The sequence below is a fragment of the Salicola sp. AFF1 genome, from assembly GCF_056783195.1.
On the sequence record NZ_JBXAYL010000027.1, the window covers coordinates 21,291 to 38,170 of the forward strand.

Here is a 16,880-nt window from a genome sequence, read left to right on the forward strand (position 1 = left end):
CCCAGCTGGTATCCCGCCATTGAGTCGGGTCCTCCGGCAGGTCCTGGCAGTCGATACCACTCATTGTCGCCATGGGGATGCCCAGGTGCCAGTGTTAGCCAAGGCGCATGTCAAAGTGGAGCCTCCTCTGCAAGCGGATCCCGGAGCTGAGCAACCTCGATACCCGCCGATCTCAGCAGGGCATTGGCGTAGACACCAAGGAACCACGAATGCTGCTCTGGGGGAATATCCCGCAGCCGGTTATCAAGCCATTCATGGGCCTGCTTCAATTCAGCCCGCGAAGGCTGGTCCGCGCGTTCGGGCAGGGGACCCGCCTGATTGCGGGTGGCCAGCTTTTCGGCCGCGGCGTGATTCACGGGAAAGAATCGCAGAAGGGAAAGAATCTGGTCGTCCACCCCGCTAGCCGCAGCCTGAGCGTTTTCAAAGGTTTCCGATAGGGGAGTGCCAAACGCTACATGGACCCGCCCCTTATGACCAGTGATGCCGCGTACGATGCTCTCCATGTCCTCTCCCGGGCGCTTGCTGTAGCTGCCGAGACGATAGTGGGATTCAAGCTCCCTGGCCTTGTCACGATCACAGGGGTCATATTCGTAGGAAATGGCCACGGGCACAATGTTCGGGGCCTTTATGGCCTCGGAAATGCTCGTGCCGTCACGTTTGTGGCTCATGTGCAGCATCTTGATAATGGCGGGATCCGTTAGGTCGATGCTGTCCTTGGCGCGACCCTCGCGCTGGGCCATCCATATTGAGTGGCCGTCGTCGAGAGACTCACGGATGTAGTGGGAAAGCGTCAGAAATGCATTGCGCATTTCCCGCGGATTCGAGAGGTTGCGCCGCACGATGAAACTCTTGTTGAGCCGCATCATGTCCGCAACCATGGGCTTTTCCACGAGATTGTCGCCGATGGCAATACGGGTTGTGCTGTAACCGCTTTTGTAGAGCACAAAGTTGACCAGCGCTGGATCCAGCACGATATCCCGATGACTGGATAGGAACAGGCAGGGGCGCTGCGAATCCAGTTGGTCGAGACCGGACCAGGTTATGGCATCCGTGGTTTTCCGAAGCCCGCGTTCAATCAGTGGCACGAGTCGGTGTTGCAGCGTTTCCACAGAGTGGATGTCGCGCAGACGCCGGCCCAATTGCCAGCGAACCCACAACCTCACCGCCCCGGGCAGAACGCGGTGAAGCCATTCCATGCGGAAGCGCCCGATCAGGTCCTGGAATTCAGGGCGACTGAGCAGACGGTCGATAACAGGCTGAACCTCATCATCCGAAAAGGGCCGGATATCGTCTGAGTGGGTCATTGCCGCTCCGTTTGCCAAATTTCAGAACGGCAGGATAGCCATCTTTTAGCCCAGAGTCATGTCCCCAGCGGCAGCAGTTCACGGACATCGCAGTCCAGCGCCTCCGCAAGCCGGTAGACCTTCTCGAGTGTGATATTCACCTGACCACGTTCAATGCGCCCCATGTAACTGCGGTCAATGCCTGCCCGCAAGGCCAGCTGGTCCTGGGAAATGGCCCGGGCTCTACGGATTTCACGGACGTTGGTTCCAAAGTTCTGTGCGTCGTATTTCATGGCTCGCCTCTCATGAGGCCGAAACTATCCCGATTCTTTTTGTGCTGTGCTACAGTCTATAATCCTCTGACTGTCCAACGATTTTTCAGCATTTTATATCTTTTTGTTTTCACTCCCTAATCGGTTTCATCCTTACATAAACGGCTGGATCAGGGAAGCTGACGGCGGCCCCCGTGTTCGGCGCGTGTGACGGCGTCCAAGCTTCTTGTTTTCAGGTGCTGAAGCCTGCAACAGAATTGCGCATAATGTATATTATGTTAAATACGATCCGTGGAGGGACTCACTCCAGGATTTGCTCAACAACATTACGATTTCCTGCATTGCCGGTTGCGCTCTGCTATAAAAGATAGTGTTGCGATGCATGAAGGCAGTCGTTCGCAGCGCTTACCCATGGGTTTTACCAATCGGTCATCACAAGGTTTGATCAGGGATGCGGCGGCTTACTCTTACGCTGGTTTGGATGGTTGCTCTGTCGGCGGCACCGACCACCCACGCAACACTGGAATCATCAGCTCTCTCCGGCACCACGGCGACACCGGTTATGGCGCCCAAGCAAGGCGCTACAACGCGCAAGGAACAGAGGCAACGCTTTCTCAAGGCGGAAGCGGCTCTTGAAAGCCAGGACATGGAGGCCTATGAAACGCTCAGCGCCAAGCTCGAAAACTACCCCCTGCACCCGTACCTGGAACTGAAACGTCTCAGCAAACGGCTTTTCGTGGCCACACCAGCTGAAATCGAATCCATGATGGCCGACTATGGCACTATCCCGCTGGCCGGAACACTGCGAAGGCAATGGCTTATCCATCTCGGGCGCAGTGGCCAGTGGGCAACGCTCCGCCAGGTGCACGATGGCACCAGTGGCGGTGACCGGCTGCAATGCCTGTCTTTGCGCGCCCATCTCAAAGGGGGCCGGCGCGAACTGGTAATGGACCAAATGCCCGAGCTGTGGCAAAGCGGCTACTCGCTACCCAAGGCCTGCAACCCGCTTCTTGATTACTGGCGCGACAATGGTGGATTGACCCGAAAACTCGCCTGGACCCGATTCCAGCTCGCGGTGACCAACGGTAATATCCGCCTGGCGCGTTACCTGCGCCGTTACCTTGACCAGGACGACCGCCCGCTGTCACGCCTTTTATTGAGGGTTCACAACCATCCCGAACGCCTCCAGAAGGCCCGTGAGTTTGATCGGAATAACAAACGCCTGGGCAGAGTTGTCGCTTACGGCATGCGACGGTTGGTGAACCAGGCGCCGGAACGTGCTGCAACGATCTGGCCGCTTTACCGGGGACGGTTTTCCTATCCATCAGGCACTGTGGCGCGGATCGACAAACGCCTGGCGCTGCTGCTGGCTACCCGTTTCCACCCAGACGCCGCTACCTGGCTCGCAAGAGCGCTGTCTCACGGCAACGATGAAGCCCTGCGCGAATGGCAGGTTCGGGTGGCACTGAGGGCCGGCAACTGGCCGAAAGTACTGGAACGCATACGCGCCATGGGCCGCGAGCTCCGCGACAAGCCCCGATGGCAGTACTGGCAGGCTCGTGCCCTGGACCAGTTGGAAAAACCAGCGCAGGCCCAGGCGCTTTACGAGGAACTTTCCGGGCGCCGGACCTTCTACGGGTTTATGGCCGCGGACCAGCTCGGCAAGCCCTATTCGTTGAATCACAAAGGCGTGACCGTGAACCGTGACGCGATTGAGCGTGTCATGGCTGTTCCGGGGGTTCAACGGGCTCTGGAACTGTATCGCCTGGATCGTCTGCACGCCGCCAGAGCGGAATGGCGTCAGGCGATGGATAAGCTGGCTGACAGTGACATACTGGTTGCGTCCCGCATCGCCCAGGGCTGGGGGTGGCACGAGCAGGGCGTACACGGGGCCATAGCCACCCGGGCCTGGGATCATCTTGGCATGCGGTTTCCCCTCGCCCACCGCCAGAATTTTCACGGCGCGGCAAGAACTTATAACCTGGACGTGAACTGGGTCTACGCCCTGGCGCGCCAGGAAAGCGCGTTCCAGCGCGATGCCCGCTCCCATCGCGGCGCCTTCGGCCTTCTTCAGCTTCTGCCTTCAACCGCGCGCGAGACGGCGCAACAGGCGGGAATCAGCTTCAATGGCGTCACTACCCTGCTGAATCCCAAGGCCAACATCCGGCTTGGCAGTGCCCATCTGAGCAGTCTACTGGACCGGTTCGACAACAACCGCATCCTCGCCACAGCCGCTTACAACGCAGGTGCGCATCGGGTCAACCAGTGGATTGACGAAGAAACCCGGGAGCTGGATTCCGATATCTGGGTGGAAACCATGCCGTACCACGAAACAAGGCAATACGTGCGCAACGTGATGGCCTATACAGTGATCTATGGCTATCGGCGGGGCGAGCCGCCGGGACACCTGCTCACAGAGCGCGAGCTCGCTTGCATGTGTCTCGACGACGCACAGCAGTGATCACGCACAATACGCTCAGGCGGGGCGAACCTGGTAGTTGGCCTGTGCTCTGGCTACGACCTCACCGTTGGTATCCTTAAGGTCCAGTTCAATCACCAGCTCGGCCTTACCATTTGTGGCAACATCCTCCTCAATACGCGCCTTACGGGCAGCGTCCAGGGTCAGCTCCACCTCCAGGTCCGTACGCGCAGGCTGCTCGTAGAAAATATGGAGATCCCGGAGAACAGGCACCAGCCGCCCCTCGAATTCCACCAGAGCCATGGCACCAAACGGGATCTCGGCGAGCAGGAACTGAGCCCCAGCGTAGACCGTCCCCAAATGGTTGCGGTTGCCCTTACGACTCAACCGGGCACGCATGTAGCCCTCACGCAGCTCCACGACCCTGAAGCCATTGCGGCGGGTGAATGGCACGCTGGCAGCGATCAAACGATTGATCACCCCGTAACCCAACGTCTTCTCAAATCGGGCCAGCCCGGGAACGGGCCGGCCGGATTCCTCGAGTTGCCCAAAATAGCCCCGCACACGTGGGGCGACGGTATTGAACACTTTCATGACGTTTCCTCTGTCAAACCCTGAAACGCGCTACCTTATCATGAAGAGTGCTTCCAACCTCACTGATTTCACTGCTCAAACGGTCGTTTTCCGAGGCAGCTTCCGCAGCGTCCTTACTCTGGTCCGCAATGCGCGTAATGGAGCTGTTGAGCTCATCCACGGCCGAGGTCTGCTCCTCGGAAGCGGTAGCGATCTGGCTGGTGCGGTCACTGATCTCCGAGATCGCCTGGCTGATCCGTTCCAGCGCCTCCATAGCATCCCGTGCCTTTTCCATGCTCATATTGCTCACTGCCTGGGATTCCTGCATCACGCTTACAGCCCGATCCGCCCCCTCCTTGAGACGGGTGATCATTGTATTCACCTGCTCGGTGCTGTCCTGGGTCCGTTTGGCGAGCGCCCTGACCTCATCCGCAACCACGGCGAAGCCGCGCCCGGCCTCACCGGCGCGTGCCGCCTCAATCGCGGCGTTCAGAGCCAACAGGTTGGTCTGTTCGGCAATGCCTTCAATCACCTCCAGAACCCCGGTAATCTCTCCAACATCGTTACCCAGCTTGTTGATGACCTCGGCCGCCTCGCCGATTTCCCGCCCAAGGCGTTCCACCGCCTCGTTAGAGGACTGCACTGTCTGCAAGGACTCATTGCTGTCGCTGTCCGCATTGCCCGCTGAATCCGCTGTACTCTGGGCGTTCTGTGCAATCTCGTTCACCGCCGCGGACATCTCGTTGATGGCCGTGGCAACCTGATCAATCTCGTTCTGCTGCTGGGTGACGCTGTCACGACTGGTGGCACTGGCATTGCGCAGCGAGCCTACGTGCTGCTGCAACTCGCTGGCACTCTCCTGAGCTTCCGCCACGACGCCACGAACATCCTCAACGAAACCATTGAACGCTTGTGCCAGTTGCCCGAACTCATCCTGACTCTCTACCTCCAGGCGCTGGGTCAGATCCCCGCCCCCGGAGGCGATTTCATTCATGGCCTTGAGCAACCGCCGCGCCGGTCTCAGCAGGATGTTGATGCTGACGTAGATCAGGCCGAGCGTGATAAGAAGAGCCACGATCGTGCTCGCGAGAGCATTCCAGCGGCCCTGGATCACCGGTGCCCAGGCCTTGCTTTCGTTGACCATGAGCCCGACATACCAGTCCACGCCCTTCGCCTTAGAAATCCGGTGGAAACTGGCAAGATACTGCTCACCATCCACCTCAACCGAGCGCTGGGACCCATCCAGAGGCATATCATCACCCAGAACTTTGGATAGGGAACTGTTAATGTTGTCTGATTCCGGATGGTAAAGCACCGTTCCATCACCACTGACCAGCATGGCATAGCCAGTATCCGCCATGGTGATAGGGGCCAGTATATCGTGGATCGCGCTCATACTGATGTCAGCGCCGGCCACCCCTTCATACTCCCCGGCATTCACGGGCGCGGTGGCCGTAATGATCATGCCGTTACTCGCCGCGTCCATGTAGGGTTGGGTAAAACCAGCGCCATCGGATCGTGCCTTACGGAACCAGGGACGTTCCGAGGGATCAAAGTCGCTTGGCAACGAATTTTCCGCGGACCGGCTCTGCATCAGCATGGTCCCGTCCCCGGTTCCCACATAGAAATTCTTGAGGTCCAGGCTATCCACGGCTGTTCCCGCAAGCGCCCTTATGCCATCGTCGCTGGAGACCGATTCCGCAGCTTGCGCAAAACTCTGCGTCGTCTCAAGGCGGGTATTGAGCCACTGGGCAATGGTAGCCGTACTCTGGTCCACCACCTGCTCTTTCAAGGCGTTGAGGTTACGTTCTGTGTGCGCACTAAGGCGGCTATCGTTCAGTACCGCGCTGGCCAGCATCGCCAGTACCAGCAAGGTACCGAAAACGATCAGCAACTTCTGGTTAAAGGATAGTGTTTTCATCAGGACACTCCATTGGGAGACTCATGGACAGCATAGTTGTTAACAGCCAACATCGCCCGTCATCGAACATGGGTTATCATTGGCCCGGTGCAAGTTGTCGACCAACCGAGTAAGGAGAGAAAGCTTGATGGCCCACGACGAACTCCACCTCCAGACGCGCAACCTGGAGCTGCGCGACTACCCGCAGCTGCGCGAACTGATGGATCTGGTCTATAACGACATCGGTGGTGCCTGGCCGCGGGACACCATCAAGCACATGATCGAGAAGTTTCCGGATGGCCAGATCTGCATCGAAGACAACGGCCGCCTGGTAGCAGTGGCGCTGACGGCCCGGGTGGATTACCAGCGTTTCTCCAACCCGCATACCTACGATGACCTGGTCATGAAGAATGACCGCATCCTTTACAACCCCGAGGGCGACACCCTGTACGGCCTGGATGTGTTCATCCACCCGGATTACCGCGGCTACCGCCTCGGGCGCCGACTCTACGACGCCCGCAAGGAACTGTGCCGCAGCCTCAACATGCGCGCGATCCTCGCCGGCGGCCGCATTCCGGGTTACGAGCAATACGCGGATGAGCTCTCCCCCGCTGAGTACATCAAGCAGGTCCATCGCAAGGAAATCTACGATCCCATCCTCTCCTTTCAGCTTTCAAACGACTTCCAGGTCAAGCGGCTGCTGCACAAGTACATTCCGGAAGACGAGAAATCAAGAGGTTACGCAACACTTCTTGAGTGGAACAACATCATGTTTGAGCCGCCATCCTCGGTGCTCGCAAGTCGCCGGAGCCAGATCCGGCTGGGCGCCGTGCAATGGCAGATGCGTGAGTTCAACTCAGTGGACGAAGTGCTGCGCCAGGTGGAGTACTTCGTGGACGCACTCTCGGACTACAAGAGTGACTTCGCCGTCTTCCCGGAATTCTTCAATGCCTCGCTCATGGGCCTCACGGACCAGACGGACCAGACCAAGGCCATCCGTTTCCTGGCCGCCTTCACCGAGAAATTCCGGGACGAAATGTCCCAGATGGCGGTGAGCTACAACATCAACATCGTGGCCGGCTCCATGCCGCTGTTCGAGGATGACCGGATCTACAACGTATCCTACCTGTGCCACAGGGATGGCCGGATCGACGAACAGCGAAAGCTCCACATCACGCCCCACGAACGCCGCGACTGGGTAATCGAGGGCGGCAATGAACTGGGTGTTTTCGAGACCGATGCCGGCCGGGTCATGATCCAGATCTGCTATGACGTTGAGTTCCCCGAACTCACACGCATTGCCGCGACCCAGGACCAGGGCGTGGATGTGGTATTCGTCCCCTTCTGGACGGACACCAAGAACAGCTATCTGAGGGTGCGCAACTGTGCCCAGGCCCGAGCCGTGGAAAACGAATGCTATGTGGTGATCACCGGGAGTGTAGGCAACCTGCCCCGAGTGGAAAGCCTGGACGTCCAGTACGCGCAATCCTCGGTCTTTTCTCCCAGTGACTTCGCCTTTCCCCACGACGCGGTCATGTCCGAATCAACACCCAACACGGAAATGATCATGTTCTCGGATCTTGATCTGGACAAATTGAAAGTCATCCGCGCCGAGGGCTCTGTCACCAATCTGAAGGATCGCCGACCGGACCTGTACGAGCTCAAATGGCGGGGGTGACCCAAGCTGGTGAAATGTTAGACTGGAATCGCGTTATGGGCTCGGAATCACAGGCATATTCAGGGAGAACAATCGATGGGTAAGAAAAAGAAACTGGGCATCAGCTCGCTGATCGAACGCGTGGAGCAGTTGGTCGGCGATGCCCTCAAACAGATCGACACACTACAGAGCCAGGTCAATGACCTGCGTGAACAGGTGATGGAACGGGTAGGCCTCGGCGACAAACCAACTGATGGCCCCCAATCGGGTACGTCGAGTGGCGGTCAACCCGCCACACAATCGAAGCCAGCCACTCAGGCCGCTCCGAAAACGACCCAGTCCCCGGGCAAGAGCGGCACCAACACGGGCAAGACCGCCGGTAAGAAAACTGACTCTGGCAAGGATGACCTCACCAGGATCAAAGGCATCGGGCCGGCCACGGCTGAAAAGATGCAGGCCAAGGGCATCACCTCCATCAACCAACTGGCTAACCCTTCGGAAGAGGATCAGAAAAAGCTTGAGGAGTTCCGTAAACTGAAAAACTTCGCCAGCTGGCAGGAAGAAGCCAAGAAACTGGTTTAATGCCTTTCCAGTCGATTTCCGGGGGCACTGCTTTTGCCCCCGGCCCCTCCCGCAATTACAAACTGAAAAGCAGCTTTACAAGCGCAAACACGTAAAATCTTCGTTTATCTCAAGCCATTTGTGACGCAATTCCCTATTATTTGAAGGATGTTGTCTAGTGTGGATGTTGAAACATCCTCACAAGGAAATAATAAAAGGATGGCGCTCATGGCACTGGAATCCTTTCCAGCCTGGCTGACCCTCACTGTGACGGCCACAGCAGGCATCACCGTGCTGGGCCTGATCGCGACCACAGTCATTCTGAGCCTCCGGCTCGCCGAGTCGCGCAGGCAGCAGAATGAGCGTGAGTCAACGTTGACCAAATTTTCCAGCGCCGTCATGAACAGTGGCGCCATGATCCTCATAACGGATTCGAGCGGATGCATCGAGTTCGTCAACGACCGCTTCTGCCAGCTCACGGGGTTTGCCCGCGATGACGTGCTCGGCCATTCCGTCGCCACGCTCAGTGCGACCATGAACCTCAGAGGCACCGAAACCGGCGTGCTAACCAATTTTCTGGACTGTCTGCAACCCCACTGGAAGGGCGAATTGTTATGCCGCACCAAGGGCAGCACCCCCTTATGGACCGCCGTAACCACGTCCTCGGTGCTCGACGCCGACGGCAGCCCAGTGAATTACATCGTGTCCGCGGTGGATATGACCGAACTCAAGCTCGCCCACGAGCGTATGGAGCAGCTGGCACTTTTTGACAGTCTCACCAACCTTGCCAACCGGCGCCTCTTCCAGGACCGGCTGGAACAAGCCCTGCAGAGCGTCAGCCGCCAGCAGAACCGGATTGCCCTGCTCTTTCTGGACCTGGACCAGTTCAAACAGGTCAACGACAGCCTAGGCCATGATGCCGGCGATATACTGCTGCTCACCGTTGCCGACCGCCTGAAGTCCTGTGTCCGCGCCCAGGATACAGTCGCCCGTCTGGGTGGCGACGAGTTCACGATCCTCCTGCACGATGTGTCGGACACGAAAGATCTGACCATGATCGCCGAGAATATCCTGTCCAGCCTCAAGGCACCGATACGGCTCAAGGGGCAGGAAGTGTTGATCTCAACCAGCATCGGCATCACCACGGCACCGGCTGATGGCGACTCGCCCGATGGATTGATGAAAAACGCAGACCTCGCGCTGTACCGGGCCAAAGACAAAGGCCGGGACCAGTACGACTTCTATACCGAAAGCCTGAACGAGCGCGCTGAACAGCTGATGACGCTGGAGCGCGAGCTCCGTCATGGTCTGCGCCGGGAAGAATTCTTCCTTCTGTTCCAGCCCCAGGTGGACCTCAATACCGGCGAAATCACCGCCATGGAGGCACTGGTGCGCTGGCAGCACCCACAACGGGGCGAGTTGTCCCCGGAGACGTTCATCCCTGTAGCCGAAGACACGGGGCTTATCATGCCGCTGGGCAATTGGGTCCTTCAGCAGGCCTGCATGCAGATCAAGCTGCTGCACCAGTTGCTGGGGCGTGGGGTGCGCGTGGCGGTCAACCTCTCGGCCCGCCAATTCCGGGATCCGGGGCTTGAAAACGTCATTGACTTCGCGCTGAGCACATCCGGGCTGGACGCCCATTATCTGGAGATCGACATCCACGAAGACATGCTGTCGCAAGAGCCGGAGACAGCCCGTGCCCAGCTCAAGCGTATCCACGCCACAGGCGTAACCACGACCCTCGATGACTTTGGAACCGGCTACAGCAGCCTACAGCAATTGCGCTCTTTACCAGTGGACCGGTTCAAGATCGGCCAGACGTTCGTGCAACAGATCCCAGAGCACGGGCCCAACACGGACGTCGCCACCACCATCATCAATATGGCGCACCAGATGGAAAAGGACGTGGTCGCGGAAGGCGTGGAAACCGAGCAGCAGGAATACTTCCTGCGCATGCACGGTTGTGCGCTGGTACAGGGCTACCGTTACGCCCCGCCAATGAGCTTTGACGAACTCTATCGCTATTTCAGCGAGGACAACACAAGTGAGCTCAAAGCCTGACTGAGCGGCTGATTCACTGGACCTTGTCGGTCAGCTCCTGGTGACGGGTCAGGATGCCTTCAATACGCTGAAGTGATTCCGAAACCCCCTGAGAACATTCCGGGTCAAATTCCAACCCGAAAAAGTAGCCGTGTTCGTCCGTCTGAGCGTGGCGCACCGTGGCTGCCACCTGATCCACCGTGATGGCACCAACTTCCGTGTTCAGCCGCAGACTCACCTGCACGCGGCTTTCCGGCCTGAGAATCTCATCGGAAGCAACAACCCCAATCCCCAGGCGGTTGTAATCCACCACATCCACATCAACCCAGCTTGAGCCGATGAGCCCTTTACGAACCTTGACCCGGGCATCCATGGATACCCACGGCAGGCGCTGTTCTCGACGCCGCTCATTCATCCCCGAAAGTCTCCTGATCGGTACCTCTGTTTATTGTGGTTGAGGGTGATCAGGGGGTAAAGCCCGCGGTTCCATTTGAATCACGAACTGGCTCCCCAGAGTGTCTCAAGCCGCGCATCACGTCCGCAGCTGTTGCGGTAGAACCAGTACCGGATGGGATTTTTCTCGTAATAATTCTGGTGGTAATCCTCTGCCGGGTAGAACGCCTCCAGCTTGCGCACCGGCGTGACGATCGGCTGATCAAAACGGCCGGACGCCTCCAGCGCCTGCTTTGACGCTTCCGCCGCTTCCCGCTGCGCCTGCGACTGGGTGAAGATGGCCGTGGTGTACTGCTGGCCCCGGTCGCAGAACTGCCCGCCGTCGTCCAGGGGATCAACATTCCGCCAGTAGACTTCCAGAAGCTTCTCATAGGCCACTTTCTCCGGGTTGTAGCGCACCCGGACGACTTCCAGGTGATCGGTTTCACCCGAACTCACCTGTTCATAGGAGGGATCTTTGAGCGTCCCGCCCGCATAGCCACTGGTGGTGTCCGTAACCCCTTCCAGTTTGTCGTAGGGAGGTTCCATGCACCAGAAACAGCCACCGGCAAAGACCGCCGTTTCAGTGCCTTCGCGGGCATGGCCCGACACAACGGTCAGGACAAGCAACAACGCAATCCCAAAGCGCATCCTGGTTACCCTCTCAACGCCGGAAGCACTTCCCCTTCCGGCACAAATTTAAGCGCCAGCCCGTTATTGCACCAACGTTTTCCCGTTGGCTCCGGGCCATCATCAAAGATATGCCCCTGGTGGCCACCACAGCGCGTACAATGGTATTCAGTGCGGGGGAAGAATGCCTTGTAATCCGTCTTGGTCTCAACGTGCTTGTCATAGGCTGCCCAGAAGCTCGGCCAACCAGTCCCGGACTCGTACTTGGTATGCGAACTGAACAGCGCCAGATGGCAGGCGGCACAGATGAAGGTGCCGTTGCGGTCTTCGTCGTTGAGCGCGCTCGAGCCGGCCGGCTCCGTTTCTTCCCGGAACAGGATCCGCCAGGCATCCTCGGCGATCCGTTCACGCCACCACTGCGCCTTACGCTCCAGCGATTCAAGCTGGCCAGCGGGGACGGCTATTTCATGAAAGTAACGGATATCGCTACTGCCCTTCGCCCAGGCCGCCGGGAAGCGGGCCAACGCCCCGCCCGCGATAAGGCCTGCAAGCAACTGCCTGCGCTGCATCGTGTGTCTCCTTAATTCGAGGGTTATCCCTTATATACGAACCTGGGGCACCCTCAGGATTGCCACAAGTTTTCACGGGTGTCCCCAGTCCGGTGGAGGCCGCCCGGCAAGGCCGGAACATACTGGAGCTACTGGTTAACTGGAATACCAAGACGTCGGCAGATCGTAGCCAGGGCCAATCCCATACCTAGCCCGACCAGATTCCAGGGAAACACATCCCCAACAGCGTAATACCCCACAGTTCCGGCTAAACCCCTTACTTGCACGCTTAATCCTTTGCTACGCTCAGAGGCATATGATCGCCAAGCCTTCCACCTTGTGCAGTCGCGCGTGTTATCCCATCTGGTCTATGACGACACAGGGTGTCGCCTGGCATCCCATAATGGAAATTGGCTCTTCCCGTAGCTTGGGTAACAGCAACCAGAAGGAATTCTCTTGCACTTCATCCTCGTTGAAAATGCGCTAACCGCCGCCCAGACCCGCCGGGAACTGGCACGGGAGAATACCCTCGGCGTGCGCGTTGGGGATGTGGATGCGCTTCTGAAAACGCTGGCGGAGCTATGGCTGGTTGTGCCGGATGAGCAGGATTGGGAGGCGCAGCTACGGGAAGCCGCTCCCAGGGTTGAGAATGCGTTCTGGCAGCAGAACCTGCAGACCGACGAGGCCCAGACAATCGCAAAGCTGTCTCAATCCCTGCAGTTTGCCCTCAATCACCTACTGATCGAGGAAACGCTCCAGCCAATAGAATCGCCCTGTGGTCGCTATGAGCGCTACTTTAATGATCTGGTTCGACTGCACCAGGCGATGGGCTCCATCCGCCCGGGGGTACAAGCGGTCGCTGCACAGTGGCATCAGGTTCAGCATCAACCGGCTATCGAGCCTCTCCACATCCACCTGCACCAGGACTTGCAGAGACTCTACCCTTGGCAGCGGGAAATCGTTATCGCGGTACAAATGACCGCCGCATGCCAGGAGCCAGAAGACCCTGACAACCCACAGCCCCGGGATGAGAAGGTACCAAAACAACTCCAACAACCAGGTACAAACGGCAAGCAATCGCTACACTCATTCGACGAATCGCTTTTTGCGCCAGAACAACCCCCGATTCCTATCGAAGCCACTTACTGGCTCACCTTCCGCGACGCATTGCAGGAAGTCCAGGTCGTCACCGCAATGATCCAGAAGGCCGCCACTGAGGGAACACCCCCCGAGCGTATGGCTGTGGTGGTGCCAGAGGCCAGTGACTACGCACACCACCTTGAAAGCCTTCTGAACAAGGCGGGTTTCCTGCTGAACAATGTTTCCGGCACCACAAGGATCTGGGACTGGCAAACCGCCCTGCTCCACGACTTGCTCAATTACCACCTCAACCCAAGCGTGCCTATGGCCCGCATGAGTGTGCTCATAAACCCGCTCATGCCGTGGTCAATCTCCCGCGGACATCGCTTCGCTGAACGGATCCAGAGCGGCAAGAATCCGGAGAGTAACGACACAGAGGAACAGGCACTGCTCGACCGCCTATTCCAACGGGAAGTAGAAGATGACCCTGGCAGCCTCATGGAATGGCTGAGCAGAATCGTTGAACGTTGCGAAACCCGCAATCAGCTCACGCTCACTCAGGCGCGCATGAATGAGCTTCTGGACGAACTTGCCACCCTGCTGAATACCTACAGCGATCAGGGCCAGACCGATTACGCCCGCCGTGCCCTCGCCCAACTCCCGGTTGGCGAGATTGTTTTGGATACCGAGGCAAAACGCCTGCTCAACGCTGTCACGCTGATCCGAGAAGATTCACCTCTGCCCTTCCAAGTGTCCGAGCTCTTCGTGGTTGGCTTTAATCAAGGGAACTACCAGTACAGCGGAGCAGCCACCGGGGCAATACCAAGAGACCGCTTTGATTCCCTGAAAGACAAAACGACTCTTAAAATACCCTCAATTGAGCAAGAGCGGACAAATTGGCAACAACGCTTCCGTCAGCTTCTGGCACGCGCGGACGACCGGATCACGTTCACGCTTGCTCAGCGTGATTACGACGGCACCAAGCTTGAAGCCAGCGAAACACTGGTGGACATGGCTCTGTGCTTCATGGCCCCGGAAAACCTGAAGCCCGAGGCGTTGCTCACCCCTGCCACCTCATTCGAGCACCCTCTGCTGGAGCCGAGCGCCATCACCCCAGAGCCAGCATCCGAACCCCATCTGAGGGATCTGACGTTAGGCAAGGACCTGCTTAACGCCAAAGACGAGAATCGTGAAAAGCCACTCCCGGAATCTCCAAGCAGCCTGGAGCGGTTGTTGCTTTCACCACTGGTCTGGGTCCTGGATCGGTTCCACCTCACATCCAGGCAGTGGGAACCGCTCAAAGCGGGCCCCGCAGTCCAAGGCAGCGTCGCGCACCACGTTTTCGAGCTCTACGCCAAAGAGCCGGAACAGGACTGGAGCGACCAAAGGTTTGAGTCCTATTTCAAAGAAGCCGTAGCCACCCAGGCTCCGTTCCTGAACCTGCCGGACTGGGAGTTCAGTCGACGCCAGCTCCGCCAACAAGTGCGAGCGGCGCTACAGGGGTTCATGACCTGGTGCCAGCAAACCGGCTGGAAGCTAGCGCAGGCCGAGGTTCAGCTGCACGGCACTCTGTGGGGTATTTCCGTAGCCGGTTGGGCGGACGCCATTCTCGAACGGGATCAGAACACGCTCGTGCTGGACTACAAAAAGTCCAAGCATCCGGACCACCTCAAGCGGCTGGATAAAGGCTATGACCTGCAGACCTACATCTATCGCAGCCTGTACAGCCAAAGCCACGGCTCAACGAGCGTGCTCAGTGGCTACTTCACTATGAACGACTGCCACATGGTCTCGGATTACCCCCTTGAGGAGGTACCCGGTGTTCATGCCAAGCAACCCAGCGTGCCGCTGGAAAAACAATCCGAGCAAGCAGCAGATCTTATCCAGCAACGCATCAGTGACCTCAGAGATGGGATCGTAACGCTCAACAACGATGGCGACGCCAAAGCCTGGAAGAGCGAGGGGGTCAAAACCTACGCGCTTACCGAAAGCAACGAAAGGCCTCTGATCAAACGTTTTACCCGGCCGGATACGGAGAGCCCTGAATGACCACACCGAATCCTCTCACTCTGATCAAGGCTGGCGCTGGTGCTGGCAAAACCCACACCATTCAGACGCAGCTGACCGACTGGGTCAGACATGGCGCCGTGGCGCCGGATCGTATCCTGGCGGTCACCTTCACCAAGGCGGCTGCCAACGAGATGCGTCAACGGATCCGGATTGACCTGCTCAAAGCTGGGCTCATTGAAGAAGCCAACCGGGTGCAGGATGCGACCATCACCACGATCCACGCCTTCGGGCGAGAAATCGTGGAGGGCTTCGCCTGGGAAAAAGGCCTTTCCCCAGAGCCACGGCAGCTGACGGAGCATGAGCAGAAACTGCTGCTCAGCCGGGCGCTCAACCAGGTTGAGGCGATCGCGCCGTTAATCGACAACCTGGCGCAGTACGGTTACACCGGCAGCTACCGCAAGGACGGGTTCGTGGAGCCGGCGGACGAACTCCAGAACACACTGCTCAGTGTGGCCAATCACCTTCGCTCTCTGGGCAAAGGCGAGTCAGGCGATGAGAAGGATGCCCGCACTCTACTCGAACAGGCACAGGGCCTTGCAAAGGACCTCTAAGGGCAAACGTTCAATGCGGAGACACTGCGCCAGCAACTCTGGGGCGCAATTGAAGCCCTTAAAGCCGAATACCCCGATAAGTCCGCGCTGGCCAATGAATGGAACTCCAATAAAGAGACACGGGCTTTTGTGGATGCAATCTACGATGCCACGCCCGAGCGCCTTCAGAACGACTGGGGGCTCTGGAAACAGCTCCAGGAAGTAAAAGCCCCCGACATCAAAGACGAGAAAAAAGGCGATCACGAACACGCCTACCTGGCTGAAGCCATCTGGAACGCTGCCGACCAGCTGCAGGTCCATCCAGGCCCACTGAACGAAGCACTGGCCCATATCGACTACCTGCTCCGGGGCGCACTGGAGGCTCTCGCGCACTACCAGGCCCTGAAGGTGGAGTCCGGGCTGATCGACTACGGCGACATGGTTGGCCTCGCCAGCACCATTCTGGACACCCCGGAGTGGCGGCAGGAAGTTGCAGACCGGTTCGATTGCCTCATCATCGACGAATTTCAGGACACCAACCCACTCCAGTACGCCCTGCTTCAACGCCTACAGGAGCAAGGAATCCCTACACTGATCGTCGGGGACCTGAAGCAGTCCATCATGGAGTTCCAGGGGGCCGACCCGCGGCTGTTCAACGCCCTGATCGAGCAGGAGCATGCCAACCAGGGCGATGTCCAGGAGCTGGAAAGCAACTGGCGTAGCACACCTGCGCTTATGGCCTTCATCAACCCGATGGGGAAGGCTCTGTTTGGCGAACAGTATCAGGCGCTGGCGCCACAGGAAGAAGGTAAGCGCCAACGAACCGACACCTATTCGCTGGCCTGAACACCCCTCACACTGATTCCATCCTGTTAAGCATTGGAG

14 protein-coding genes are annotated in these 16,880 nt (G+C 58.3%); 7 read left to right on the forward strand and 7 right to left on the reverse strand.

What is annotated here, in order from left to right; genetic code table 11:
* Positions 1-110: 110 nt before the first annotated feature.
* Complete coding sequence (locus AC1RQI_RS14400) at positions 111-1,304, reverse strand: 1-acyl-sn-glycerol-3-phosphate acyltransferase (RefSeq protein WP_481905338.1); 1,194 nt, start codon at positions 1,302-1,304, stop codon at positions 111-113.
* A gap of 56 nt (positions 1,305-1,360) precedes the next feature.
* A complete protein-coding gene (locus tag AC1RQI_RS14405; RefSeq protein ID WP_416634532.1) occupies positions 1,361-1,576 on the reverse strand; it encodes a helix-turn-helix domain-containing protein in 216 nt (71 codons plus the stop codon).
* A 430-nt stretch (positions 1,577-2,006) separates the two neighbouring features.
* On the opposite strand from AC1RQI_RS14405, the gene AC1RQI_RS14410 reads away from it, so the two are divergent.
* A complete protein-coding gene (locus AC1RQI_RS14410; protein ID WP_481905339.1) occupies positions 2,007-4,016 on the forward strand; it encodes a transglycosylase SLT domain-containing protein in 2,010 nt (669 codons plus the stop codon).
* Positions 4,017-4,031: 15 nt separating this feature from the next.
* On the opposite strand, the gene AC1RQI_RS14415 is transcribed toward AC1RQI_RS14410, so the two are convergent.
* Positions 4,032-4,568, reverse strand: coding sequence for a YiiD C-terminal domain-containing protein (locus AC1RQI_RS14415; RefSeq protein ID WP_481905340.1), 537 nt, complete (start codon positions 4,566-4,568; stop codon positions 4,032-4,034).
* Between the two features lie 13 nt (positions 4,569-4,581).
* Complete coding sequence (locus AC1RQI_RS14420; RefSeq protein WP_481905341.1) at positions 4,582-6,468, reverse strand: methyl-accepting chemotaxis protein; 1,887 nt, start codon at positions 6,466-6,468, stop codon at positions 4,582-4,584.
* 127 nt (positions 6,469-6,595) lie between these two features.
* Between AC1RQI_RS14420 and AC1RQI_RS14425 the strand changes: the two genes are divergently transcribed.
* The 3 genes from AC1RQI_RS14425 (at position 6,596) to AC1RQI_RS14435 (ending at position 10,726) form a co-directional block, all read left to right on the forward strand.
* The gene (locus AC1RQI_RS14425) at positions 6,596-8,125 is read left to right on the forward strand and encodes a GNAT family N-acetyltransferase (RefSeq protein WP_416634536.1); all 1,530 of its coding nucleotides are present in this window, start codon (positions 6,596-6,598) and stop codon (positions 8,123-8,125) included.
* 75 nt (positions 8,126-8,200) lie between these two features.
* Positions 8,201-8,686 carry a helix-hairpin-helix domain-containing protein gene (locus tag AC1RQI_RS14430; RefSeq protein ID WP_481905342.1) on the forward strand — a complete coding sequence of 162 codons (486 nt, stop codon included), beginning with the start codon at positions 8,201-8,203 and terminating at the stop codon, positions 8,684-8,686.
* A 207-nt stretch (positions 8,687-8,893) separates the two neighbouring features.
* A complete protein-coding gene (locus AC1RQI_RS14435; RefSeq protein WP_481905343.1) occupies positions 8,894-10,726 on the forward strand; it encodes a putative bifunctional diguanylate cyclase/phosphodiesterase in 1,833 nt (610 codons plus the stop codon).
* A 13-nt stretch (positions 10,727-10,739) separates the two neighbouring features.
* Here AC1RQI_RS14435 and AC1RQI_RS14440 read toward each other — a convergent pair whose 3' ends face one another.
* From AC1RQI_RS14440 to msrB, 3 genes are all read right to left on the reverse strand, one after another.
* Entirely contained in the window at positions 10,740-11,120 is a 381-nt protein-coding gene (locus tag AC1RQI_RS14440; protein ID WP_481905344.1) for a PilZ domain-containing protein, read from the reverse strand.
* A gap of 80 nt (positions 11,121-11,200) precedes the next feature.
* Positions 11,201-11,788 (reverse strand): peptide-methionine (S)-S-oxide reductase MsrA, encoded by a 588-nt coding sequence (msrA, locus tag AC1RQI_RS14445; RefSeq protein ID WP_481905345.1) that lies wholly within the window; start codon positions 11,786-11,788, stop codon positions 11,201-11,203.
* Positions 11,789-11,793: 5 nt separating this feature from the next.
* Positions 11,794-12,336: a peptide-methionine (R)-S-oxide reductase MsrB gene (gene msrB, locus AC1RQI_RS14450; RefSeq protein ID WP_481905346.1), complete on the reverse strand. Its 543-nt coding sequence runs from the start codon at positions 12,334-12,336 to the stop codon at positions 11,794-11,796.
* A 435-nt stretch (positions 12,337-12,771) separates the two neighbouring features.
* Here msrB and AC1RQI_RS14455 point away from each other — a divergent pair, with 435 nt between their 5' ends.
* The 3 genes from AC1RQI_RS14455 (at position 12,772) to AC1RQI_RS14465 (ending at position 16,841) form a co-directional block, all read left to right on the forward strand.
* Positions 12,772-15,444, forward strand: coding sequence for a PD-(D/E)XK nuclease family protein (locus tag AC1RQI_RS14455; RefSeq protein ID WP_481905347.1), 2,673 nt, complete (start codon positions 12,772-12,774; stop codon positions 15,442-15,444).
* Positions 15,441-16,016 carry a UvrD-helicase domain-containing protein gene (locus AC1RQI_RS14460; protein WP_481905348.1) on the forward strand — a complete coding sequence of 192 codons (576 nt, stop codon included), beginning with the start codon at positions 15,441-15,443 and terminating at the stop codon, positions 16,014-16,016. The genes AC1RQI_RS14455 and AC1RQI_RS14460 overlap by 4 nt, the downstream gene beginning before the upstream one ends.
* Before the next feature lie 129 nt (positions 16,017-16,145).
* Positions 16,146-16,841: a UvrD-helicase domain-containing protein gene (locus AC1RQI_RS14465; RefSeq protein ID WP_481905349.1), complete on the forward strand. Its 696-nt coding sequence runs from the start codon at positions 16,146-16,148 to the stop codon at positions 16,839-16,841.
* Positions 16,842-16,880: the final 39 nt, after the last annotated feature.